The organism is Kineococcus siccus (assembly GCF_009906795.1).
Classification (GTDB): Bacteria; Actinomycetota; Actinomycetes; order Actinomycetales; family Kineococcaceae; genus Kineococcus; species Kineococcus siccus.
Genome location: NZ_JAAALN010000042.1, coordinates 1 through 23138, shown reverse-complemented (window position 1 = coordinate 23138; position 23138 = coordinate 1). Strand labels below are relative to the sequence as shown.

Genomic DNA, 23138 nt, shown 5'->3' with positions numbered 1-23138 from the left:
GGGCAGTTCCCCGACGAGCTGTCCTCGGGCGAGAGCCAGGTGTTCGCCCTGGCCTGCGCGACGATGCGCCCCGCGCGCCCGTGCCGCCGCCCGCCCGTGCCGGCGACGGCCCCGGGAGCCCGGGGTCAGCGCCCCACGGTCGACTCGCGCACCACCAGGCGCGTGGGCAGCGTGGTGGTGCCCGCGCCGGGCCGGCCCGCGACCGCGTCGAGGACGAGCTGCCCGGCGCGGCGGCCGAGGGCCTCGAGGCCGAGGGCGACGGTGGTCAGCGGGGGCCGGGAGGCCAGGGCGATGACGTCCCAGTCGTCGAAGCCCACGACGGCCACGTCGTCGGGGACGCGGCGCCCGGCGTCGCGCAGCCCGTCGCACACGCCGCGGGCGATCTGGTCGCTGCCGCAGGTGATCCCGTCCACGTCGGGGTGGCGGCGCAGCAGGATCTCCGCGGCCGTGCGGCCCCAGCGCTCGCTCCACTCCCCGTGCAGCGGCGGGGCGAGGAGGGCGTCGCCCGCGGTCGCGGTGGCGGCCTCGTGCCGCACCCGGGCGGCGTGGTGGTCCTCGGGCCCGGTGACGTGGGCGAGGCGCGTGCGCCCGAGGTCGAGCAGGTGGCGGACCGCGCTGTGCGCCCCGCCCGCCTGGTCGACCACGAGCGAGGTGTCGTCGGGCGACTGCGACGGCGTGAACGCGTAGACGACGGGCACGTGGGAGGGGGCGGCGACCGGGGGCCGCGGGTCGGTGCGGCGGCCGGTGACGATGATGCCGTCGACGCGGCGGGCCAGCAGGGTCCGCAGGTAGTGCTGCTCGCGCACGGGGTCGTCGCGGCTGTCGCAGAGCAGGACGACCATCTCGCCGGCGCCCAGGGCGTTCTCCGCGCCGAGCATGACGGGGATGGAGAACCGGCCGAAGCTGTCGGTCGTGATGAGCCCGACGGTGTAGCTGCGGCCCGAGGACAGGCCGCGGCCCAGGGAGTCCGGGGTGAAGCCGAGCTGCTCGGCGGCCCGGCGCACGCGTTCGCGCGTCTCGGCGCGCAGCTGCCCCGTGCCGTTCAGCGCCTTCGACGCCGTACCGGGGGCCACCCCCGCGAGCGCGGCCACGTCGACGATCCGCGCCGGAACGCCGATTTCCGTCATGTGCCGCCCCCTCGTCGCGAGGGCGTCATGGTAGCGGCCCGCCGGGACCCCGCCCAGCAGCGTGCGGGACGACCTCGGACGCGTTCGGGGCCTTGACGCTGTCGTGCAGCGGCCCTACGGTCAGCGCAGAAAACGTGTTCCGTCAGTTCCGCGACGGACGCCGTCGCCCGTGACTCGATGGAGAGCCCGATGACCACCACCACCTCGGCCGGGCGCACGGCCGTCGCCCCCGCCGCCCCCTCGCCGGGCGCGGCCGTCGCGCTGCGCCCCGTTCCCCTCGGGGCCGCCCGCATCGCCGGCGGGTTCTGGGCCGAGCGGCAGGAGGCCAACCGCCGCCAGGCGATCCGCACGGGGTACGAGAAGCTCGAGACCGCCGGGAACCTGCAGAACTTCCGCATCGCCGCGGGCACCGCGACCGGTGAACCGCGCGGCCCGATCTTCATGGACTCCGACGTCTACAAGTGGCTCGAGGCGGCCGCCTGGGAGTACGCCCGCGAACCCGACGAGGAGGTCCTCGGCTGGATCCGCGCGGTGACCGAGGTGGTCGCCGCGGCGCAGGCCGACGACGGCTACCTCGACTCCGTGCAGCAGGTCCGCGGTCAGGGCGCGCGGTACACCGACCTGCCGTGGAGCCACGAGCACTACTGCGCGGGCCACCTCTTCCAGGCGGCCGTCGCGACGTCGCGCGGCACGGGGGACACGGGTCTGCTGGACGTCGCCGTCAAGCTCGCCGACCACCTCGTCGCCACCTTCGGCGAGGGCCGCACGGTCGACGTCGACGGCCACCCCGTCGTCGAGATGGGCCTCGTCGAGCTGTACCGCGAGACGGGCACGCAGGCCTACCTCGACCTCGCGCGCTGGTTCGTGGACGCCCGCGGCCACGGGATCGTCGAGGGCCACGGCAAGGCCCCGACCTACTTCTCCGACCGGGTCCCGGTGCGGGAGCAGACGACCGTCGAGGGTCACTCCGTTCGCGCCGTCTACCTCACCGCGGGTGCGGCCGACGTGGCCGCCGAGACGGGCGACGCGGAGCTGCTCGCGGCCCTGACCACCCAGTGGGAGGGCATGCTCGCCACGAAGACCTACGTCACGGGCGGCATCGGGGCCCGCTGGGACATGGAGCAGTTCGGCGACCACCACGAGCTCGGCCCGGACCGCGCCTACGCCGAGACCTGCGCCGCCATCGGCAGCGTGCAGTGGACGTGGCGGATGCTGCTGGCCACGGGCGAGGCGCGCTACGCCGACCTCGTCGAGCGCACGCTCTACAACGCCTTCCTGCCCGGCGTCTCCCTCGCGGGGGCGGAGTACTTCTACGTCAACGCGCTGCAGCTGCGGCACGGGGCCCACCCCGACGAGGAGCGCAGCGTCGCGAACGGCCGGCGGCCCTGGTTCGACTGCGCCTGCTGCCCGCCGAACATCATGCGGACGCTCGCGAGCCTCGACGCCTACCTCGCGACGAGTTCCGGCGCGGGCGTCCAGCTGCACCAGTTCGCGACGGGGACGGTCCGCGCCGACGTCGCGGGCGGTGTCGGGTTCGACGTCACGACCGACTACCCCTGGGACGGGACCGTCCGCCTGGAGGTGACCGCGCCGGGGACGCAGGAGTGGGAGCTGGCCGTGCGCGTCCCCGCGTGGGCCGAGGGCGCCACGGCCACGGTCGCGGGGTCGCCCGTCCCCGTGAGCGCGGGGGAGTACCTGCGCGTCGCGCGGCGCTGGGCCGCGGGCGACGTCCTGGAGCTGGTCCTGCCGATGCCGGTGCGCGTGGTCGAGGCCGACCCCCGCGTCGACGCCGTCCGCGGGGCCGTCGTCGTCGAGCGCGGCCCGCTCGTCTACTGCGTCGAGCAGCCGGACCTGCCCGCGGACCTGCCCGCCGACGACGTCCGGGTGCGCGTCGCCGAGCTGCGGACCGCGGCGGCCGAGCACCGCCCCGACCTGCTCGGCGGGGTCACCGTCCTGCGGCTCCCGGTCCGCCGCGCCGCGGGCGCCGCCACCGGACCGCTCTACCGGCCGGCGGGCGACGAACCGCCCGTGGCCTCCACCGGCGCGGCCGAACCGGTCGACGCCGTCCCCTACTACGCGTGGGCCAACCGCGAGCTGGGCGCCATGCGCGTCTGGCTCCCGCGCGCCTGACGCGAGGAGAGAACGGAGCACGCGATGGAGCTGCGCCGCAGGAACGTCCTGGCCCTCGGAGGCCTGGCGGGGCTGGCCGCCCTGCTGCCCTCCTGCGCCTCCACCCTCCCGGAGGCCGACGTCACGGCCGCCGGCTTCGGCGAGGACGCCGAGGGCACGGTGCGGCTGTGGTGCCGCGCCGCGACCGTCGTCGGCGTCCGGCAGGTGGTGGACGCCTTCAACGCCAGCCAGTCCCGCGTCACCGTCGAGGTGACGCCGGTCCTGGACGGCCAGTACGTGACCAAGCTGGCGACGGCGATCCGCGGCGGGAACGTCCCGGACATCGTCGACATCGACGACATCAACTCGATGCTGTTCATCTACCGGGACTCCTTCACGGACCTCACCCCGCTCGTCGACGCCCTGCCGTTCCGCGACGCGCTCAGTCCCGGGCACCTGGGCCTGGCCACGCGGGCGGAGCGCGTGTACGGCGTCCCCTACATCGCCGACAACTCGATGCTCTTCTACAACCGGGAGCTGTTCGAGCGCGCCGGGCTGGACCCGGCGCAGTCCACGCAGGACTTCGAGGGCCTGCTCGACGCGGCCCGCGCGATCCACGGCCTGGGCGGGGGCACCTACGGCTGGAGCCTGGACGCCAACTCCTCCGGCATCCTCGGCTTCGTCGTCCAGCCGCACCTGTGGGCGGCGGACGCCCCCAACATCGTCGGCGAGGTGGGCGCGCAGCGCGGGTCGATCGCCGACAACGAACCGCTCCGGCAGACGTTCCAGCTCTACCAGACCCTCTGGAAGGAGGGCATCATGCCGCAGGCCAACTTCTCCGGTGACGGCTCCCGCTGGGGCACCGACTTCCGTGAGGGGACGGTGGGGCTGTTCCCCGGGAACTACTCGGTGGCCGTCCTGACGGCGAGCGAGGAGGTGCAGGCCAAGACCGGAGTCGTCCTGCTCCCCGGCCCCGACGGGGGGCGCGCCTTCTTCGACGGCGGGGACAACCTCTGCATCCCGCGCGGGGCCCCCAACGCCTCGGGTGCCTGGCAGTTCGCACGGTTCGCGCTCGAGCTGGAGCAGCAGGTCAACCTGCCCGCGGGCGGCTACATCCCCGTGCGCTCGGACGCGGCGACCCCCGAGTACCGCAGCGAGTTCCCGCTCGCGGTGGCGCCGCTGGAGGACATCGAGGCGGGCTACGCTCCCGTGACGCTGGCCTACAACCTGCTGTTCAACCAGGCCGACTCGCCGTTCATCGCGGCGTTCCGCCGGGCGGTGTTCGACGGCGACCTGGACGGGGCGCTGACGGCCGGCCAGGAGGACTTCGACCGGATCCTCGAGCAGGCGCAGCTGTGAGCGCCGTCGCGGACCGGCCCGTCGCCGCACGCCGCGGGGGCTCGGTCAGCCCCACGGGCCACTCGCTCACGCACCCGCCCCGCCAGGGGCTGCTCCTGGTGCTGCCGGCGCTCGTGTTCGTCGCCGTCTTCGTGCTGGCGCCGCTCGTCTTCGCCGTCTACATGTCGCTGACCAACTGGCCCCTCATCGGGTCCTACCGGTTCACCGGGTTCGACAACTACGTCGGTGTGGCGCAGGACCCGGTGTTCTGGAAGTCCGTGGGCTACACGGTCCTGTACACGGCGATCGTCACCCTGCCGATCCTCGTGCTGGGCTACGTCCTCGCGGTCGTCGTGCGCTCGAACCGGCGGGGCTCGACGTTCTTCCGCACGGTTTTCTTCCTGCCCTACGTCATCGGCCTCACCACGCTGAGCTTCCTCATGGTCCTGGAGGCCCAGCCCGGGTCGGGCGCGGTCAACATCGTCCTGAAGGCGCTCGGCCTCACCGACGGCACCACCGCGTGGCTGGCCGACGGCCCGCTGGCCACGGGGCTCATCATCGTCATGATCGTCTGGGCCGTGTCGGGTCTCACCATGGTGCTCCTCATGGGCGGCATGCAGGGGATCCCCCGCGACGTCTACGAGTCGGCCGAGATCGACGGTGCGTCCTGGTGGCAGCGGGAGCGGCGCATCACCATCCCGCTCCTGCGGCCGACCATCGCCATCAGCCTCGTCATCAGCGTCATCGGCTCGCTGCTCGCGTTCACGCAGTTCTACGTCCTGACCCGCGGTGGGCCGGGGACGGACACCCAGACCGTCGTCATGTACATCTACCAGCGCGGTTTCGTGCAGCTGCAGCTCGGGGCGGCGTCCGCCCTGTCGATCGTGCTCGTGGTCGTCATCGGCCTCGTGACCGCGGTGCAGTTCCGGCTCCTGCGCGAGAAGGACTGAGGCCCCCGTGACCACGACCGACCCGGCGGCCTCGGCGGCCACCGTCCCGGCCCGACCGGCCCCGCCCTCGCGGCGCACCCCGCACGTGGGGTCCCGCGGCGGCGCGCGCGCGGAGAGCCGCACCAAGGTGACCCTGTACGTCGTGGGCGGCACGCTCGCGACGATCGTGTTCCTCGTCCCGCTGCTGTGGTCGGTGCTGCGCTCGTTCCAGACCAACGACGCGATCGTCGCCACGACGCCGACGCTGGCGGCGCTGCGGCAGTTCACGACGGAGAACTTCTCGGCCCTGTTCACCGGCGACGCCGACATCGTCCGCGCCGTCGGCAACAGCCTCGTCGTCTCCGTGGGCACCGCCGTGCTGACGGCGGTCCTGGCGACCCTCGCCGGGTACGGCTTCGGACGGTTCTCCTTCCGCGGCGGGACCGTCCTGTTCGGGCTGATCGTCGTGACGATGATGGTCCCCTTCCAGGCGATCATCACCCCGCTGTACCTGCAGATGAACGCCATGGGCCTGACCGACTCCCGGCTCGGCCTGGTGCTCTTCTACTCCACGGTGAACCTGCCGTTCGGCGTCTTCGTCATGCGCAACGCGTTCGAGTCGATCCCCTCGGAGATCGAGGACTCGGCGCGCGTGGACGGCGCCGGCACCCTGCGCTCCCTCGTCTCGGTGCTGCGGCCGCTGCTGGTCCCGGGCATCGCCACGACGGCGCTGTACGCCTTCCTGGCGTCGTGGACGGAGTTCCTCGGGGCCCTGACGTTCCTCACCGACGACCGGCTCTACACGCTGCCGCTGTCGCTGGTGAACCTGCAGGCCGGCGCCTACGGCGCCGTGAACTTCGGCTACCTGGTGGCCGGGGCCGTGGTCGCGATGGTGCCCTGCGTGATCCTCTACGTCGCGCTCCAGCGCTTCTACGTCGCCGGCCTCGCCTCCGGGGCCGTCAAGGGCTGACCGCGGGAGCGCGGGGGCGGGCCCACCGGTGCACCCGGGGGTCCGCCCCCGTCGTCCCGTCGGTCCGGCCGGGAGGCGGGCGCGGTCGCCGCGGGGGCGGTAGCGTCGCGCCCGTGCCCTACTTCGTCGCCACGTACGCCTACACCGCGGACTCCGAGACCCGGACCGCGGTCCGCCCCACGCACCGCGACTGGCTCGGGGAACTGGGGGACCAGCTCGTGATCTCCGGCCCGACCGATGCCGACGGTGCCGTCCTCGTGTTCGAGGCCGAAGACGCCGACGCCGTGCGGCGCACCCTGGCCGAGGACCCGTTCGCGGTGCACGGCGGGATCATCGCCGAGACCACGGTGGTCGGCTGGACGCCCGTGTCCGGACGGCTGCACGGGGAGTTCGAGCTCTCCACGACCTGAGCCCGCGCGAGGGGTGGGCGGCGCCCCCGGGGGAGCACCACCCACCGGCCCGTCAGCGCCGTCGGCCGCCCGGGTGTCGACGTCGGCCGGGCCGGACGCCGCCCCGGCCGGGACCTGCTGCGGGAGCTGCGGTCCCGGGCCGGCCCCACCCCGGTCCGGAACCGCACCCTCAGTCCTGCGCGACGAAGGCCCGCGCGTCCACCCGCACGACCTGCCCCAGGCCCCGCTGCTGCAGGAACCCGCCCGCGACGCTCCACGCCGTGGAGTGCAGCGCGCCGTCGGCCCAGCGCAGACCGAGCGGCATGGTGACCTGCGCGACCGAGCGCGCGCCGTCGGGGGCGACGCGGACGATCCGGCCCACGGTGCTGACGTCGAAACCGGGTTCGGGAGCTCCCGCGGGGGCGCCCTCGAGCAGCTCCGAGACGTACACCGCGCCGTCGTCCCCGGCGGCCACCCCCGTGGGACCGTCTAGGCCGGTGATGGTGCGGCGCAGCGCACCGGTGCGCGCGTCGAGGACGTAGACGCGCCCCTCGCCGGCGACCTCGCCCGTCAGCGCGGAGACGAGCAGGGTGCCGTCGGGCCCGAACGCCAGGCCCGTGGGCACCGAGTCGCACCCCGTGTGCTCCGGGTCGTTGTTCGGCACCCCCGCGCAGGCGCCCGAGGTCACGACGGGCGGGGCGAAGAACGTGCTGACCGCCCCGTCGCGGTCGACCGCGAGCACGGCGTTGGCGCCCGCGTCGGCCACGTAGGCGAACCGCTCGTGGCCGCCCCGCCCGCCGAGCACGGCGAAGGGGTTGCTCAGGGCGTCCAGCGGTGCCCCGTCGTCACCGAACTGCCGCTGGCCGTCGGGGTTCTCGGCCAGCTCGTACGCCCCGAGGTCGGCCAGCGGCCGCGGGGGGCTGCCGGGCGAGGAGACGAACAGGGTGGAACCGCCCGGGCCCTCGCCCTCGCCGGTCACGGTGAGCAGGCGGCTCGGGGTCCGGTCGACGCCTGCGGGCCCCGAGAAGCCGCTCGCCCGCACCACGGGCCCGCTGCCCCCGGGCACGAAGCCGCTGACCTCGCCGCTGCCGTTCTCGGCCGCGTAGAACTTCCCGTGGGCGTAGGACAGCCCGAACGGGTCGTCGAGCCCCTGCGCCAGGACGGTCACCGGCGCGGTGGCCGGGGATGTCGCTGTCGGCGGGGGGCCGGCCGCCGCCGGTGCCGCGGCGGTGACCCCCGCCACCGCCGCGAGCGTGATCGCGAGTGCTGATCGTCGAAGGTGCGTCATGACGCGCTCCTCTCCGCGCGGGGGCCTCCATCGGCTCCCGCTGGGGGCCGGAGGTTACTGCGGACGGGTGACGTCCCACCAGGGCTCCGGCTGAACGTCGACCGTGAGTGACCTGAAGGTCACGACTCGCGGTCACCGGCCCGGCGTTGCTCCTGCGCCGCCGCGGCGTAGAGCTGCCGGACGACGTCGGCGACGTCGGGTTCCTCGACCGACAGGTCCCGCACGTCGGCGACGGCCGCGACCCGCGCGAGGACCTCGGCTGCGGTGGTCCGCTCGGGGGAGAACGCCAGCCGCTGCCGCAGCCCGTCGCCCTCGACCGCGAGCACCGTGGCCCCCTCGACGTGCAGCGGCGGGCCGGGCGCGGCCAGGTCGACGACGAGGACGCGCTGCGCCCCGACCCGCCGCGCGAGCCCCGGCAGGTCGCCGTCGTAGGCCAGGCGCCCTCCGTCCACCACGAGGACGCGGTCGCAGAGCCGCTGCACGTCGCCCATGTCGTGCGTCGTGAGGAGCAGCGTCGTGCCGTGCTCCTCCCGCTCCGAGCGCAGGAACCGCCGCAGCCGCTCGCTGGCCAGCACGTCGAGGCCGATGGTCGGCTCGTCGAGCAGCAGCACCCCGGGGGAGTGCAGCAGCGCGGCCGCGACCTCGCCGCGCATGCGCTGCCCGAGGGACAGCTGCCGCACGGGGGTGGTCAGGAACCCGCCGAGGTCGAGGCGGTCGACGAGGTCGGCCAGCCGCGGCTCCCACGCCGGCCGGGGCAGCCGGTGGATCGCGGCCAGCAGGCGGAACGACTCCGCGAGCGGAAGGTCCCACCACAGCTGACTCCGCTGGCCGAACACGACGCCGATGCGCCGGGCCAGCTCCCGCCGCTGCCGCGACGGTTCCAGCCCGCACGTGCGCACGGTGCCCGACGTCGGGACCAGGACGCCGGTCAGGAGCTTGACCGTCGTCGACTTGCCGGCGCCGTTCGCGCCGATGAACCCGACCGCCTCCCCCGCGCGCACCTGCAGGGAGAGCCCGTCGACCGCGCGCACCACGCGGCGCTCGCGCCGGAACCGGCCGACGGGCCGGCGCACCACGTAGTCGCGCACGAGGTCCCGCACTTCGAGGACCACCTCCGGGGAGGTCCGCCGCGTCACGACCCCGCCCCCGTGTAGTAACGGACGCCCGCGCGCCACGCGAGCCCCGCGACGCCCGCGACGACGAGGGCGGCCGCGGGCGAGCACCACCCGAGCCACGACGGGGACCCCGCCGGCCCCGGCAGCCCCAGCAGGGTGAGCACCGGCAGGTACGCCACGAACGTCGCGGGCACCACGTACGTGAACGCCCACCGCAGCGGGTCGGGGAACACGCTCGCGGGGTAGGAGGCGGCGTTGGAACCCCCGTAGGTGATGGAGTTCACGGCCTCCGCGCCCTCGACGAGCCAGAACTGCAGCGCGCCGGCGAGCACGAACACCGCGGCGAACACCGCCGTCCCCCCGACCGTGGCGGTCACGAGCAGCGCTGCCGTCCGCAGGTCCGCCGGGGCGTCCGTGCGCGGCAGGGCGACGACGAGGACGGCGAGGGCCACGCCCACGCGGCCCAGCCGCTTCAGGGACACCTCGGAGGTGGCGAGCTGGCCGAGCAGCGACGCCGGTCGCAGCAGGAACGCGTCGAGCGTCCCCGCGCGCAGGTGCCGCGGGAGGCGGTCCAGGTGCCCGACGGCGAGGTCGGCCAGGGCGAACGTGAGGTTCGCCAGCGCGAACACCAGGGCGGCCTGCCACACGTCCAGCCCGCCGAGGGTGTCGACCCGGCTGAAGACGACGTAGACGACGGCGAACTCGCTCACCCCCACCGCGACGTTGGCCACGACGTCGGAGGCGAAGGACACCCGGTAGGAGAACTGCGCCCGCACCCGCGAGGCGAGGACGGCGCGGTACGGCGACGGCTCACCCACCCTGGACCACCAGCCGGCGCGACCCGCGGGCGAGGACGACGCGGCCGAGCAGCAGGACGGCACCGAGCCACGCGACCTGCGTCGCGAGCACCCGCAGCGCCTCCGCCCCCGCGACCCGGCCCGTGAGCACGTCGACGGGCGCCTGCAGCATCGAGGGGAACGGCGTGGCCGCCGCGAGCACGGCGAGCCACGGCGGGAACCAGCCCACGGGCACGGACAGCCCCGTCAGCACGGTCGCCACGACGGTGTACAGCGTGGTCAGGCCGCGGACGTCGGTCAGCCAGAACGCCGAGAGGTTCACGAGGTGGCGGCAGCCGAAGGAGATCGACACCCCCAGCGCCAGCGCGACGACCGCGAGGAGGTAGCCGTCGACGCGCCCCGGCAGCGCCAGGCCCGTCGTCAGGGCCCCGACCGCGAGCGGCGGGAGGCCCCGGGGCAGCACCGTGTAGGCCGCGCGGCCGAGGTCGTCGGCCCAGGCCGCGAGCTGCAGGTCCACCGGGCGCGCCAGGTCCACCGCGACGTCGCCCGTCCGGACCCGCTGCGCGAGCTCGTCGTCGGCGAAGACGGCGACGGGGGCGAGCAGCGCCTGGGTGACCCACGCGAACGTGGCCGCCTGCGCGGCGCCGTACCCGGAGACGCTCCCGCCCGCGGCGGCCACGGTGCCGACCAGGACGGCTGCCTTGACGGCACCGAACACCGTGTTCGTCAGCGCTCCCGCCGCCGTCGCCGCGCGGTAGGTCGAGAACCGCCGGAACCCCGCGACGAGGAGCGCGGGGTAGGGGGTGGGCACGGTCGTCGAGCCTACGCCGCGCCGGGCGTCCCGTCGTTGACACCGCCTCCCGGCCTCGGGAGACTCCTCATCGAAGCGCTTCGACGGCGAAGCGCCCGGTCCAGGAGGCGACATGTCCCAGCGCTCGGCCCCGTTCGCCCCCGGGCGGCTGCTGTTCGGCGGCGACTACAACCCCGAGCAGTGGCCCCGCGAGGTCTGGGACGAGGACGTGCGGCTGATGCGCGCGGCCGGGACGACGACCGCCACCGTCGGCGTGTTCTCGTGGTCGGTGCTCGAACCGCGGCCGGGCGAGTTCACCTTCGACTGGCTGGACGAGGTGTTCGACCTGTTGCACCGCAACGGCATCGGTGTCGTCCTCGCGACACCGACCGCCTCGCCGCCACCGTGGTTCTCCTCGGCCCACCCCGACGCCCTGCCCGTCGAGGCGGACGGCACCCGCAAGGTCCACGGCTCGCGCGACACCTACTGCCACTCCGCCCCGGCCTACCGCGCGGCGTGCGTGCGGATCGCGACGGCCTTGGCCGAGCGCTACGGCAGGCACCCTGCGCTGCAGGCCTGGCACCTGCACAACGAGTACGGGACGCTCTGCTGGTGCGACCACGTCGCCGCCGCCTTCCGCGACTGGCTGCGCGAGCGCTACGGCACGCTCGAGGCGCTGAACGACGCGTGGTGGACGGCGTTCTGGAGCCAGCGGTGCTCGACGTGGGAGGAGGTGCTGCCGCCCCGCGCCACCCAGTACCTGCACAACCCGACGCAGGCCGTCGACTTCCGGCGCTTCAGCTCCGACGCCATGCTCGAGAGGCTGCGCGAGCAGCGCGAGGCCGTCCGCGCGGCCGGTTCGACGGCACCCGTCACCACGAACTTCATGCTGCCCACCTGGAACCACCTCGAGCAGTGGAGCTGGGCGGCGGAGCAGGACGTCGTCTCCCTCGACCACTACCTCGACGACACCGGCCCCGATGGAGAGGCCTTCGTCGCCTACGCCGGTGACCTCGCCCGGTCGTGGGCCGGTGGAGGTCCCTGGTTGCTCATGGAGCAGTCGCCCACGTCCGTCCCGCTGCGGGGGCGCCGGGCCACCCGCCGACCGGGGGAGTTCACCCGGCACTCGCTGTCCTACGTGGCCCGAGGTGCGCAGGGGGCGATGTACTTCCAGTGGCGGGCCCCCTCGGCGGGCTCGGAGGCCTGGCACGGGGCCGTGCTCGACCACGCCGGCGCCGACACCCGCCTGTTCCGCGAGGCGTGCTCCCTCGGTGCGGCCCTGGGCCGCCTCGCCGAGGTCGCGGAACCGCCGGCCGAGGGGCGCACCGTGCTCGCGGAGGTCGCCGTGCTGTGGCACGCCGACGGCTGGTGGGCCCTGGAGCACCAGGTCCTGCCGAGCGACGCGATGACCTACCCCGAGGCCGTCCGCGACGTGCACCGCAGCCTCCACGGCGCTGGGATCGCGGTCGACTTCGCCCGCCCCGGCGCCGACCTGCGGGCCTACCGGCTGGTCGTCGTCCCCTCGATGTACGTCCTGGGCGACGCCGCCGTGCGCTCGCTGCAGGAGTTCGTGGAGGCGGGCGGCGTCCTCGTCGTCGGGTGCCTGACGGGGTACGCCGCGGAGGACCTGCACGTCGTCGGCGGCGGGTACCCGGGGCGGCTGCGCGACCTCCTGGGGGTCCGGGTGGACGAGCTGCACCCCCTGGCCGAGGAGGAACCCGTGGCCCTCTCCGGCGGGTCCCGCGGTCACGCGTGGTCCGAGCACGTCGAGCCGGGAGGCGCGGAGACCGTGCTCACCTACGAGAGCGGGTCGCTGGCCGGCGGACCGGCCGCCACGCGGGCGAGGAGCGGGGCCGGGACGGCGCACTACCTCTCGACCCGGCTGCGGGGCCCCGACCTGGACCGCTACCTCGCCGACCGCTGCGCCGAGGCGGGGGTCGAGCCCGTGCTGGGCCGCCGGCCCCCCGCCGGTGTCGAGGTCGTCCGCCGGCGCGGCGCCCGCACCGACTACCTGTTCGTCCTGAACCACGCGGCGACGCCCGTGCTGGTGACCGGTCCCGGCGAGGACCTCCTGAGCGGCCGCGCGAGCGGGGCCGGCCTCACCGTCGCCGGCGGCGACGTGGCCGTGCTGCGGCAGGCGCAGCGCGGCGCGGCCGACCCCTGGACGGTCGTGGCGGCCGACGAGGTGCCGGGGGCGCTCAGCCCAGCGACACCTCGGTGAGCACCACGTCGCCGTGCAGGCTGACGCGCAGGTCACGGCCGTCCCCGAGCGCGGGCAGCGCGACGTGCGTCGTCCCGGAGGCGTCGACCGCGGCGCGCCCGACGTCGATCCACGCTCCGGAGGAGCCGCGGACGGCGACGGCGACCTCGGCGGGGCCCCTGGGCGCCGTCGCGCTGCAGCGCAGGCGGTGCGCACCCCGCGTGGCGCACGCGGCGAACTCCAGGCGGCCGGGCGCACCGGGGTGCGCGGTGCGCACCGCCGCACCCTCCGTCCCGTCGCGGGGCACGAGGAGGACTCCGGTGGCCGCGTCGAACGCGGTCGCCGCGCCCAGCTCCCTCGGGGCCCGCGGGGTACCCTCCACCCCCAGCGGGAGCTCGTGGCGGACGTCCTCCGCGGAGGCGCCCACGAGCAGGTGGTAGGTCCCCGGGACGACGACGTCCCGCCCGGTGGCGACGTCGCGCACCGCGAGCGCGTCCAGCGGCACGGTGATCTCCGCGCGGGCGCTCGAGCCGGGTTCCACGCGGACTCGCGCGTGCCCGACGAGCCGGCGCCGGGGGAACTCCGGGCGCAGTCCGGGTGCGGTCGCGTAGACCTGCACCAGCTCCTCCGCGGCGCGCTCGCCCGGGTTGTCCAGCCCGACCCGGACGGTCACGTGCTCCGCCGCGCCGGTACCGCCGCGCTCGCTCGTCGCGGAGGTGTAGGTGACGGGCGAGTAGGTCAGGCCGTGCCCGAAGGGGAACAGCGGGTCGGCTCGCGACCACAGGTAGGTCGCCCGGCCGGTCTGCACGTCGTAGTCGAGGACGTCCGGCAGGTCGGCGTCGCCGCGGTACCACGTCTGCGCCAGTCGCCCGCGGGGTTCCACGTCCCCGAGGAGGACGTCGACCACCCCGGAACCCACCTCCTGACCCGCGTGGCAGGACCACACGACGGCGTCCACGTCGTCCACCAGGTCGCCCAGCGCGTAGGGGTAGGAGGACACGACGGCCAGGACGCACTCCGGCTGGACCTCGCGGACCGCGCGCACCAGGTCGGCGTCGCCCGGCGGCAGGTCGAGGGTCCGCCGGTCGCGCGTCTCCCGGCCGTGCAGGTGCGGGTCGTTGCCGACCACCGCGACGACCCGGTCGGCGGCGGCGGCCGCGGCGACGGCCGCCGCCGTCCCCGCGCGCAGGGTCCGCACCACGAAGCGCTCCGCCTCGTCGGCCTCCGCCACGAGGACGAGCGCCGCGGTGGTCGCGTCGACGTGCACCCAGTGCCCGGTCGCCAGCTGCCGCAACGACGTCGTCCCGTCGCCGCGGTCGACCAGGCGGAAGCTCTCCTGCACCGACCAGCCGCCGATGCGGGTCGCGTCCGCGCGCAGGCCCTCGCCCGCGCGGGTGACGAACAGGCCGTCGGACGCGGTGCGCAGCGAGACGGTCCCGCCACCGTGGTCGGTCACGTCGAACGACGCCTCAGGCCCCGCCGTGAGCCCGGTGGCCAGCAGCACCGCGTCGGGCGCGGTCCGGACGTAGCGTCCGGTGCTCAGCGCCCGCAGGGCCACGCGGTCGCTCCCGTCGGCGACGACGACCTCCGCCGCCCCCAGCACCTCCCGCAGGGCCTGCGCGACCGAGGTGGTCGCCGTGGGCGTCCCGCTGTACCAGTCGGTGAGCACGCGGTCGGCGAGCGCACCGACGACGGCGACCCGCCCCGTGCGGGGCAGTGGCAGCAGGCCGCGGCGGTTCTGCAGCACGACCACCCCGGCGCCCGCCGCCTCGCGGGCCAGGGCGACGTGCTCGGGGCGGCCCAGCTCCCCCGGTCCGGGGGCGTCCGGGTGCCCGGCGGCGTAGGGGTCGGCGTCGCCGTCGAACTCCCCCGTGCGCAGGCGCAGGGCGAGGACGCGCCGCGCGGCGGCGTCGACCTCCGCGCCGGTCAGGAGGCCGGCCTCGAGGGCGCCCGTGAGCGCGTCGAGGGTGACGGCGGAGTTCCGCTCGTCGTCGGTGAAGCTGTCCAGCCCGGCGCGCACCGCCGCGGCGTCCGCCGCGACCTGGTCGGGGAAGGTGCGCTCGGAGCGCACGAGGTTGCCCGGGGCGCCCGCGTCGCTCACCACGGCCAGGTCGTCGGAGTGCGCCACCCAGCTGCGCAGCTCCGAGCGCACGAGGGGGGAGACGTGCGCGGGCACGCCGTTGACCAGGTTGTAGGACAGCATCACGGCCCCGACCACCCCGGCCTGGACGGGGCCGCGGAACGCGGGGAGCTCGTACTCGTGCAGCACCCGTTCGCGCAGCTGCGAGGAGGTCGTGTCCCGGTCCGTCTCGTTGCTGTACCCCAGGAAGTGCTTGAGCGTCGGGACCGTCAGCCAGACCCGTTCGTGGTCGCCGCGCAGCCCCGTGGCGTAGGCCGTGGCGCACGCGGCCGTCACGTGGGGGTCCTCGCTGAAACCCTCCTCGTTGCGCCCCCACAGCGGGTGCCGCAACGGGTTCACCACGGGCGCCCAGACGTTGAGGCTGACGGAGGGGTCCTCGGCGTGCTTGGCCCGCACCTCGCGCCCGGTGGCGGTGCCGACCCGGCGCAGCAGGTCCGCGTCCCACGCCGCGGCGAGGCCGACGGGCTGCGGGAAGCACGTGGCCCGCCCCAGCCACGCGACCCCGTGCAGCGCCTCGGTCCCCGTGCGGAAGGGGGCGATCCCCAGGTGCTCGAACGCCGGGACGTGCTGGTGCAGCAGGGACAGCCGCTCCGCGGGGGTCAGCCTGCCCAGCAGGTCGTCGACGCGGTCGGTCAGCGACCGGCCGGGGTCGCGGAAGCACGGGGTCATCATCGATCCTCTCGAGCGTCGAAGCGCTTCGAGCGTAGCCGCCCCGACCGGTGTCCGCCACGACCGGATCGTGACCGGGCGCCGCGGTGGAGGTGGTTGTCAACGGGTGGGCGCACGCCTAGGGTGGCGCAAATCGAATCGCTTCGACACAGGGTGCCGACGGGCCCGGCCGACGACGGCCGGACCACGCGCCCCGCAGGTGTCGGACGAAGGTCCCGCACGAAGGAGTGGTGGAGACGATGGACGACGGCACACGCATGACGCGCCGATCGCTGCTGGGCCTGGTGGGCACCGGGGTGGTGGCGATCGGCCTGCCCGCGGGGCTGAGCAGCTGCTCCAGCGGGCAGGCCGCGGCCCCTCCGCCGACCGGCGCGCTGTCCTCGGCGGAACTGGCGAAGGTGATCCCCAGCTACCTGCCGCGAGAGGTCGTCCCGCCGGACATCCCGAGCGTCGACGGGTCCACCCCCGGGTTCACCACGATGCCGGCCGAGCTGGTGACGTCCGTGCCCACGCCCCCGGGCAGCGGTGGGAAGTACACCGCCATGTCGCCCGCGTGGTGGGCGGTTCCGCCGGGGCTGGCGAAGAACTCCTACTACCAGGCCGTCAACGAGGCCCTCGGCACCACCATCGACTTCCAGGTCTCCGACGGCAGCGCCTACGCCGACAAGCTGCAGGCCGTCCTGGCGTCGCCCAAGGACGTGCCGGACTGGGTCGTGATGCCCAGCTGGAACATCCCGACGCGGTTCCAGCAGGGCGTCGGCGCGCTGTTCACCGACCTCACCGACCACCTCGCCGGGGACAAGGTCAAGAAGTACCCGAACCTCGCCGCCCTCCCGAGCGAGGCCTGGAAGTTCTGCGTCTTCAACGGCCGGCTGTACGCCCTGCCCTTCCCGGGCGGCTCGCTGAACGCCGCGATCTTCTACCGCAAGGACCTCTTCGACTCCCTCGGCCTGGCGATGCCGACGTCCCTGGAGGAGTTCACGGAGGTGGCGAAGGCGGCCACCGACCCCTCGAAGAACCGCTGGGGCCTCGAGGACCCGTGGGACAACGGGTCCCCCTTCCTGTTCCGCAACGGCGCCGACTGGTTCCTGCGGGACGGCAAGCTCGTGAGCCGGTTCGAGACGGAGGAGTACCGGCAGAGCCTGGAGTGGACGGCGAGCCTCTTCGCCGCCGGTGTCGTGCACCCGGACTCGGTGGCCGGTGACCAGTCGGGGTCGAAGGACCGCTTCGAGTCCGGGCAGAGCCTGATCGCGGCCGACGGTGCCGGGGGCTGGCCGGAGGCCCTGGCCCGCGTCCGCCCGTCCAACCCCACGTACGACCAGCAGCCGATCGACTTCTTCCCCGTCGACGGCGAGCAGCCGTGGATCCCCCGGGTCGCCCCGGCGAACATCTTCAGCTTCCTCAAGAAGACGGACGACGAGGCGAAGATCGCGGAGATGCTGGCCGTGGCCGACTTCATCGCCGCCCCGTTCGGCACGACCGAGCAGGTGCTGGTGAACTACGGCGTCGAGGGCCAGCACTTCACCCGCGACGCCGCGGGCGCGCCGGAGCTGACCGACCTCGGTCAGCGCGAGGTCACCACGACCTACGGGTTCCTCGTGGGGGCGCCGGTGGCCAACGCGAGGGTGCAGTTCCCCGACTACGTGCGCGACTCGACCGCCTACGAGCAGCGGATGGCGCCGTTCATGGCCGACCCGGTGTTCTACGGGCAGCAGATCCAGGACCCCCCGGAGTACTCCTCGCTGGGCAAGCCGTTCGTCGACCTGGCCAAGGACATCTGCCGGGGCCGCAAGGGGATGAAGGACCTCGACGCCGCGGTGAAGACGTGGCGCGACAGCGGCGGCGACGAGCTGCGGGCCTACCGCGAGGGCTTCCTCACGGGCGACGAGCCGGCGAACACCTGACCATGGCCGTCAGCACGAGGCCGCCGTCCTCCTCCGCCACCCCGGTGCCCCCTCGCCGGGAGCGGCGGCGGGGCCACGCGAACGAGGTCAAGCTGCCGCTGCGCGCCCGGCTGCGCCGCGACAAGGGCGTGCTCGTCATGTGCGTGCCGATGCTGCTCCTGCTCGGGATCTTCGCCTACGTCCCGATGCTCGGCAACGTCGTGGCCTTCCAGGACTACTCGCCGTTCGTCGGCATCCGCAACAGCCCGTTCGTGGGGCTGGCCAACTTCGAGCGGGTCTTCGCCGACCCCGGCTTCTGGAACGCCCTCGCCAACACGCTGGCCATCACCGGATTCCAGATCGTGTTCTACTTCCCGGTCCCCATCGTGCTCGCCCTGCTGCTGAACAGCGTCCTCAGCGCCCGGGTCCGCGTCGTCGTCCAGTCGGTGGTCTACCTCCCGCACTTCTTCTCCTGGGTGCTGGTCGTCTCGGTCTTCCAGCAGCTGCTCGGCGGCGCGGGGTTGCTGAACCAGGCGCTGCGGGCGGCCGGCCACCAGGGGGTCAGCATCGTCACCGACCCCGACGTCTTCCTGTTCCTCGTGACGTCGCAGACGGTCTGGAAGGACGCCGGCTGGGGCATCATCGTCTTCCTCGCGGCGCTGGCGGCCGTGGACCCGGCCCTGTACGAGGCGGCGGCCATGGACGGCGCGGACCGCTGGCGGCGCTTGTGGCACATCACCCTGCCCGCACTGAAGTCGGTCATCATCCTGCTGCTCATCCTCCGTCTCGGCGACGCGCTGACCGTCGGGTTCGAGCAGCTGATCCTCCAGCGCGACGCCGTGGGAGCGGACGTCGCGGAGGTCCTCGACACGTTCGTGTACTACCGCGGCGTCCGGGACGGCAACTGGAGCTACGCGGCGGCCGCCGGCCTGGTCAAGGGCGTGGTGAGCCTGCTGCTCGTGCTGGGCGCCAACAAGGTGGCCCACCTGTTCGGTGAGGCGGGGGTGTACTCGAGGCGATGACGACCATCGACAGGACGGCCCGGGAGCGGGTCGAGCGGGCGTCGCGCCCGGGACGCCGCCGTCATCCCGCCCGCCCGGCGTGGGACGAGGAGCCGAGCGTCGCGGGCAAGACGGCCAAGGCCGTCACCCTCGTGGTGATCTGCCTCGCCGTGGTGCTGCCGCTGTACACGATCCTCCTCACGAGCCTGTCGACGCAGGCGGCCATCACGCGGGCCGGCGGCCTCGTCCTCGTGCCGGGCGAGCTGACGCTGGACGCCTACCGCCAGGTGCTGGCCGGGGGGATCGTCACGCGGGCCGTGCTGGTCAGCGTGGGCATCACGACCGTCGGGACCGCGCTGAGCATGGTCGTGTCGGTCCTCGGCGCCTACGGCCTGTCCCGCAGCGGGTCGCTCGGGCACCGGGCCATCCTCTTCACCGTGCTGATCACCATGTTCTTCGGGGCCGGCATCATCCCGACCTACCTGCTGGTGAGCAGCCTCAACCTCATCAACAGCTACTGGTCGCTGATCCTGCCGACGGCGGTGTCGGCGTTCAACGTGCTCCTGCTGCGCAGCGCCTTCATGAACCTCGACCAGCAGATCCTCGACTCCGCCCGCATCGACGGCGCGGGGGACTGGCGCATCCTGACCCGGATCGTCCTGCCGATGACGAAGGCCGTCACGAGCGTCATCGCGCTGTTCTACGCGGTCGGGTACTGGAACGCCTTCTTCCAGGCGACGCTGTACATCAACGACTCGGACAAGCAGCCGCTGCAGGTGGTCCTGCGGGCGATGGTCCTGCAGGGGCAGACCGTGCCCGGCCAGGTCGAGGTCGGCGCGGGCCAGGTCTCGAGCCTCGCGATCCAGATGGCGGTCGTGGTCATCGCGATCGTGCCGGTGCTGCTGGTCTACCCGTGGGTGCAGAAGCACTTCACCTCGGGCGTGCTGATCGGCGCCGTGAAGGGGTGACGGCCCCCGCCGCCCCTCGCGCCGGCCGGCGCGGGGGGGCGGTGCTGCCGCGTTCGACCAGCGGCGCGGCGAGGAGCCGGGTCTCGGCCGCGACCGGACCGTCGAGGCGGGCCATGACCATCTCCACGGCCACCCGTCCGACCTCCCGCGCCGGCATGTCCAGGGAGTCCAGGGGCTGCGGGAGGTGCAGCGAGGCGTCCGAGGCGCCGATCGTGACCACCGAGACGTCGGCGGGCACGCGCAGCTTCGCGCGGGCGAGCTCGGCGAGGAGCGCGGGCAGGGCGGCCTCGTTGTGCACCACCAGACCCGTGAGCTCCGGCTGCTCCGCGCGCAGGGCCGCGAGCGCGGCCCGCACGCCCTCCGTGCCGACCTCGCACGCCTGGGCCGCCCGGGCCACCCCCGCAGCCGCGGCGGCCGCCTCGAAGGAGCCGCGCACCCGCTCGGCGTACGCGGCCCGGCGGCGCAGCGTCTCCGGCGGCGAGCCCAGCAGCCCGATCACGCGGTGGCCGAGCCCCGCGAGGTGCTCGACCGCGGCGCGCGCGGCGTCCTCGAAGTCGAAGTCGACGCAGGTGAGGCCCCGGTCGTCGCGGGGCACGCCGATGAGCACGCTGGGCGCCGCGATGGCCCGCAGGACCGCGACGCGCGGGTCCTCGGCCTCGATGTCCATCACGATGAGGGCGTCGACGAGCGCGCCGCTCGTGACGCGCTGCAGGCCGGCGTCCTCCTCCTGGGTCAGGAGCAGGACGTCGTGGTCGTGCTGGCGCGCGGTCGTGGCGATGGTGTGGACGAACTGCATGATGACGTTGACGTTGACGTCGGCCCGCAGCGGCACCACCACGCCGAGGACGTTGGTGCGGCTGGAGGCCAGCGCGCGGGCGCCGGCGTGCGGTCGGTAGCCCAGGTCCGCGACGGCCTTCTCCACCCTGGCCCTCGTGGTCGCCGAGATGGACCGCTTGCCGCTCAGCACGTAGGAGACGGTGCTGCTGGACACCCCCGCGAGCCGTGCGACGTCGGTGATGGTGGGCACGACTCCCCTCCCTGCTCCCGGTGCCCCGTGTGGAGCGGGGGGCCAGCCTAGACGCGGGCGCCGCAGGCGGGCGGAGTTTCCCGTCCTGGACAGCTCGGCGGGCGCTGGCTACGGTCGTTGAAGCGCTTCGATTCGAGCGCGCCACCGGCCGCCGGTCGTTCGTCGACGTCGACGCCCCCGCTGCCGCCGATCCCTCGAGGAGACCTCGTGAAGTTCACCGACGGCTACTGGCAGCTCCAGCCGGGGACGACCGCGCTGCGTCCCGCGGGCGTGGACGACGTCGTCACGGACGGGCGCACCCTGACCGTGTACGCGCCCACCGCTCCGCAGCGCCACCGCGGGGACAGCCTGAACCGCCCCGTCATCACGGTGACGTTCTCCTCGCCCGCGCCGGACGTCGTCGGGGTCACGATCGAGCACCACCGCGGCGCGGTGGACCGCGGACCCCGGTTCGCCCTGACGCCGGCCCCCGGCGCGGTCACGACCGAGGTGGGCGAGCAGGAGGCGTCCCTCGTGTCCGGTGGCCTGAGCGTCCACGTGAGCCGCGGCGGGCCGTGGGCGGTGGAGTTCCGCGCCGGCGGCCGCGTCCTCACCCGGTCGGGGCCGCGCAGCATCGGGGTGGTCACCGACGCGTCGGGACGCACCTTCGTGCACGAGCAGCTCGAGCAGGCGATCGGCGAGCACGTCTACGGCCTCGGGGAGCGGTTCGGCGCCTTCGTCAAGAACGGCCAGTCGGTCGACACCTGGAACGAGGACGGCGGCACCGCCAGCGAGCAGGCGTACAAGAACGTGCCCTTCTACCTGACGGACGCGGGGTACGGCGTGTTCGTCGACCACCCCGAGCGGGTCTCCTTCGAACTCGGCTCGGAGGTCGTGTCCCGCAACCAGTTCTCCGTCGAGGGGCAGCGCCTGACGTACTACGTCGTCCACGGGCCGACGCCCAAGGACGTGCTGCGCCGCTACACCGCCCTGACCGGGCGCCCCGCACGGGTACCCGCGTGGTCCTACGGCCTGTGGCTGTCGACGTCGTTCACCACCGACTACGACGAGGAGACCGTCTCCTCCTTCGTCGACGGCATGGCGCAGCGGGACCTGCCGCTGTCGGTGCTCCACTTCGACTGCTTCTGGATGCGGCGCTTCCACTGGTGCGACTTCGTGTGGGACCCCGCGACGTTCCCGGACCCCGCCGGGATGATCGCCCGGCTCAAGGCCCGGGGGCTGCGCATCAGCCTGTGGATCAACCCCTACATCGCCCAGCGCTCCCACCTGTTCGAGGAGGGGCGGGCGCTCGGGCACCTGGTCCTGCGGGCCGACGGCAGCGTGTGGCAGTGGGACATGTGGCAGGCCGGGATGGCGCTCGTCGACTTCACCAGCCCGGCGGCGGTCCAGTGGTACCGCGGCAAGCTCCGGGCGCTGCTCGACCTGGGCGTGGACTGCTTCAAGACCGACTTCGGCGAGCGCATCCCGACGGACGTGGTGTGGCACGACGGCTCCGACCCGCAGCGGATGCACAACTGCTACGCGCAGCTGTACAACGCGGCGGTCTTCGGCCTCCTCGAGGCCGAGCGCGGCGTCGGCGAGGCCGTGGTGTTCGCGCGGTCGGCCACGGCCGGCGGTCAGCAGTTCCCGGTGCACTGGGGCGGCGACTGCGAGTCCACCTTCACGGCGATGGCCGAGTCGCTGCGGGGCGGCCTGTCGCTGGCCTGCTCGGGGTTCGGCTACTGGAGCCACGACATCGGCGGGTTCGAGGGCCTGCCCGATCCGGTGGTGTTCAAGCGCTGGGCCGCGTTCGGGCTGCTGTCCTCCCACTCGCGGCTGCACGGTTCGGGCTCCTACCGGGTCCCGTGGGCGTTCGACGAGGAGGCCGTCGACGTGGTGCGCCGGTTCACCCGCCTGAAGATGCGGCTGATGCCGTACCTGCTCGAGGCCGCGGAGGAGGCCGCGACGGCGGGAACGCCCGTGATGCGCCCCATGGTGCTGGAGTTCCCGGACGACCCGACGGCGGCGTTCTGCGACCGCCAGTACATGCTCGGGCCCGACCTGCTCGTGGCGCCGGTGCTGCGCGCCGACGGCAGCGTGACGTTCTACGTCCCGCAGGGCCGGTGGACGGACGTGACCACCGGGCAGGAGGTCGTCGGCGGTCGCTGGGTGACGCAGGTGCACGACGTCGGCAGCATCCCCCTGCTCGCCCGGCCCGGCGCGGTGGTCCCGTTCGGGGCGGTCGACGACCGGCCCGAGTACGCCTGGAACGACGACGTCGAGCTGCGGGTCTTCGCCCCCGCCGAGGGCGACCGGCGGCGCGTGCGGGTGCCGTCGCAGGCGGGAGCACCGGCGCTGTTCGAGGTGCGCACGCTCCAGCCCGACGACGCGCCGGCGACAAGCTCGGCCACGGTCCGCC

17 protein-coding genes are annotated in these 23138 nt (G+C 74.3%); 10 read left to right on the top strand and 7 right to left on the bottom strand.

Features of this window, described 5'->3' with window-relative positions; genetic code table 11:
* Window positions 1–125: 125 nt before the first annotated feature.
* Window positions 126–1127, bottom strand: coding sequence for a LacI family DNA-binding transcriptional regulator (locus GTR02_RS07310; RefSeq protein WP_166606823.1), 1002 nt, complete (start codon window positions 1125–1127; stop codon window positions 126–128).
* A gap of 189 nt (window positions 1128–1316) precedes the next feature.
* Here GTR02_RS07310 and GTR02_RS07305 point away from each other — a divergent pair, with 189 nt between their 5' ends.
* The 5 genes from GTR02_RS07305 (at window position 1317) to GTR02_RS07285 (ending at window position 6883) form a co-directional block, all read left to right on the top strand.
* Window positions 1317–3257: a glycoside hydrolase family 127 protein gene (locus GTR02_RS07305; protein WP_166606822.1), complete on the top strand. Its 1941-nt coding sequence runs from the start codon at window positions 1317–1319 to the stop codon at window positions 3255–3257.
* Window positions 3258–3281: 24 nt separating this feature from the next.
* Window positions 3282–4595 (top strand): ABC transporter substrate-binding protein, encoded by a 1314-nt coding sequence (locus GTR02_RS07300; RefSeq protein ID WP_166606821.1) that lies wholly within the window; start codon window positions 3282–3284, stop codon window positions 4593–4595.
* A complete protein-coding gene (locus GTR02_RS07295) occupies window positions 4592–5524 on the top strand; it encodes an ABC transporter permease subunit (protein ID WP_166606820.1) in 933 nt (310 codons plus the stop codon). The genes GTR02_RS07300 and GTR02_RS07295 overlap by 4 nt, the downstream gene beginning before the upstream one ends.
* A gap of 7 nt (window positions 5525–5531) precedes the next feature.
* Window positions 5532–6473 (top strand): carbohydrate ABC transporter permease, encoded by a 942-nt coding sequence (locus GTR02_RS24260; protein WP_338073644.1) that lies wholly within the window; start codon window positions 5532–5534, stop codon window positions 6471–6473.
* A gap of 113 nt (window positions 6474–6586) precedes the next feature.
* Window positions 6587–6883, top strand: a complete 297-nt coding sequence (locus GTR02_RS07285) for a YciI family protein (RefSeq protein WP_166606819.1) — start codon at window positions 6587–6589, stop codon at window positions 6881–6883.
* Window positions 6884–7052: 169 nt separating this feature from the next.
* Here the strand turns inward: GTR02_RS07285 and GTR02_RS07280 are convergent, their stop codons facing one another.
* From GTR02_RS07280 to GTR02_RS07265, 4 genes are all read right to left on the bottom strand, one after another.
* Window positions 7053–8030 (bottom strand): ScyD/ScyE family protein, encoded by a 978-nt coding sequence (locus GTR02_RS07280; RefSeq protein ID WP_166606818.1) that lies wholly within the window; start codon window positions 8028–8030, stop codon window positions 7053–7055.
* A gap of 239 nt (window positions 8031–8269) precedes the next feature.
* Window positions 8270–9286 (bottom strand): ABC transporter ATP-binding protein, encoded by a 1017-nt coding sequence (locus GTR02_RS07275; protein WP_338073643.1) that lies wholly within the window; start codon window positions 9284–9286, stop codon window positions 8270–8272.
* Window positions 9283–10083, bottom strand: coding sequence for an ABC-2 family transporter protein (locus tag GTR02_RS07270; protein ID WP_166606817.1), 801 nt, complete (start codon window positions 10081–10083; stop codon window positions 9283–9285). Before GTR02_RS07270 ends, GTR02_RS07275 begins: the two co-directional genes overlap by 4 nt.
* Window positions 10076–10873, bottom strand: coding sequence for an ABC transporter permease (locus tag GTR02_RS07265; protein ID WP_338073642.1), 798 nt, complete (start codon window positions 10871–10873; stop codon window positions 10076–10078). The genes GTR02_RS07270 and GTR02_RS07265 overlap by 8 nt, the downstream gene beginning before the upstream one ends.
* A 112-nt stretch (window positions 10874–10985) precedes the next feature.
* Here GTR02_RS07265 and GTR02_RS07260 point away from each other — a divergent pair, with 112 nt between their 5' ends.
* Window positions 10986–13073 carry a beta-galactosidase gene (locus GTR02_RS07260; protein ID WP_166606815.1) on the top strand — a complete coding sequence of 696 codons (2088 nt, stop codon included), beginning with the start codon at window positions 10986–10988 and terminating at the stop codon, window positions 13071–13073.
* On the opposite strand, the gene GTR02_RS07255 is transcribed toward GTR02_RS07260, so the two are convergent.
* Window positions 13051–15861, bottom strand: a complete 2811-nt coding sequence (locus GTR02_RS07255) for a glycoside hydrolase family 3 C-terminal domain-containing protein (RefSeq protein ID WP_205708801.1) — start codon at window positions 15859–15861, stop codon at window positions 13051–13053. The genes GTR02_RS07260 and GTR02_RS07255 overlap by 23 nt on opposite strands.
* Before the next feature lie 257 nt (window positions 15862–16118).
* Here GTR02_RS07255 and GTR02_RS07250 point away from each other — a divergent pair, with 257 nt between their 5' ends.
* From GTR02_RS07250 to GTR02_RS07240, 3 genes are read left to right on the top strand one after another with little or no spacing between them, the layout of a single operon-like run.
* Window positions 16119–17765, top strand: coding sequence for an extracellular solute-binding protein (locus tag GTR02_RS07250; RefSeq protein ID WP_240895239.1), 1647 nt, complete (start codon window positions 16119–16121; stop codon window positions 17763–17765).
* Window positions 17766–17767: 2 nt separating this feature from the next.
* Complete coding sequence (locus tag GTR02_RS07245; RefSeq protein ID WP_166606812.1) at window positions 17768–18766, top strand: ABC transporter permease; 999 nt, start codon at window positions 17768–17770, stop codon at window positions 18764–18766.
* The gene (locus GTR02_RS07240) at window positions 18763–19713 is read left to right on the top strand and encodes a carbohydrate ABC transporter permease (protein ID WP_166606811.1); all 951 of its coding nucleotides are present in this window, start codon (window positions 18763–18765) and stop codon (window positions 19711–19713) included. The genes GTR02_RS07245 and GTR02_RS07240 overlap by 4 nt, the downstream gene beginning before the upstream one ends.
* Here the strand turns inward: GTR02_RS07240 and GTR02_RS07235 are convergent.
* A complete protein-coding gene (locus GTR02_RS07235) occupies window positions 19676–20740 on the bottom strand; it encodes a substrate-binding domain-containing protein (protein WP_166606810.1) in 1065 nt (354 codons plus the stop codon). The two genes, GTR02_RS07240 and GTR02_RS07235, sit on opposite strands and share 38 nt — an antisense overlap.
* Before the next feature lie 207 nt (window positions 20741–20947).
* Between GTR02_RS07235 and yicI the strand changes: the two genes are divergently transcribed.
* On the top strand, window positions 20948–23138 hold a 2191-nt coding region (gene yicI, locus GTR02_RS07230), incomplete at its 3' end, for an alpha-xylosidase (RefSeq protein WP_166606809.1).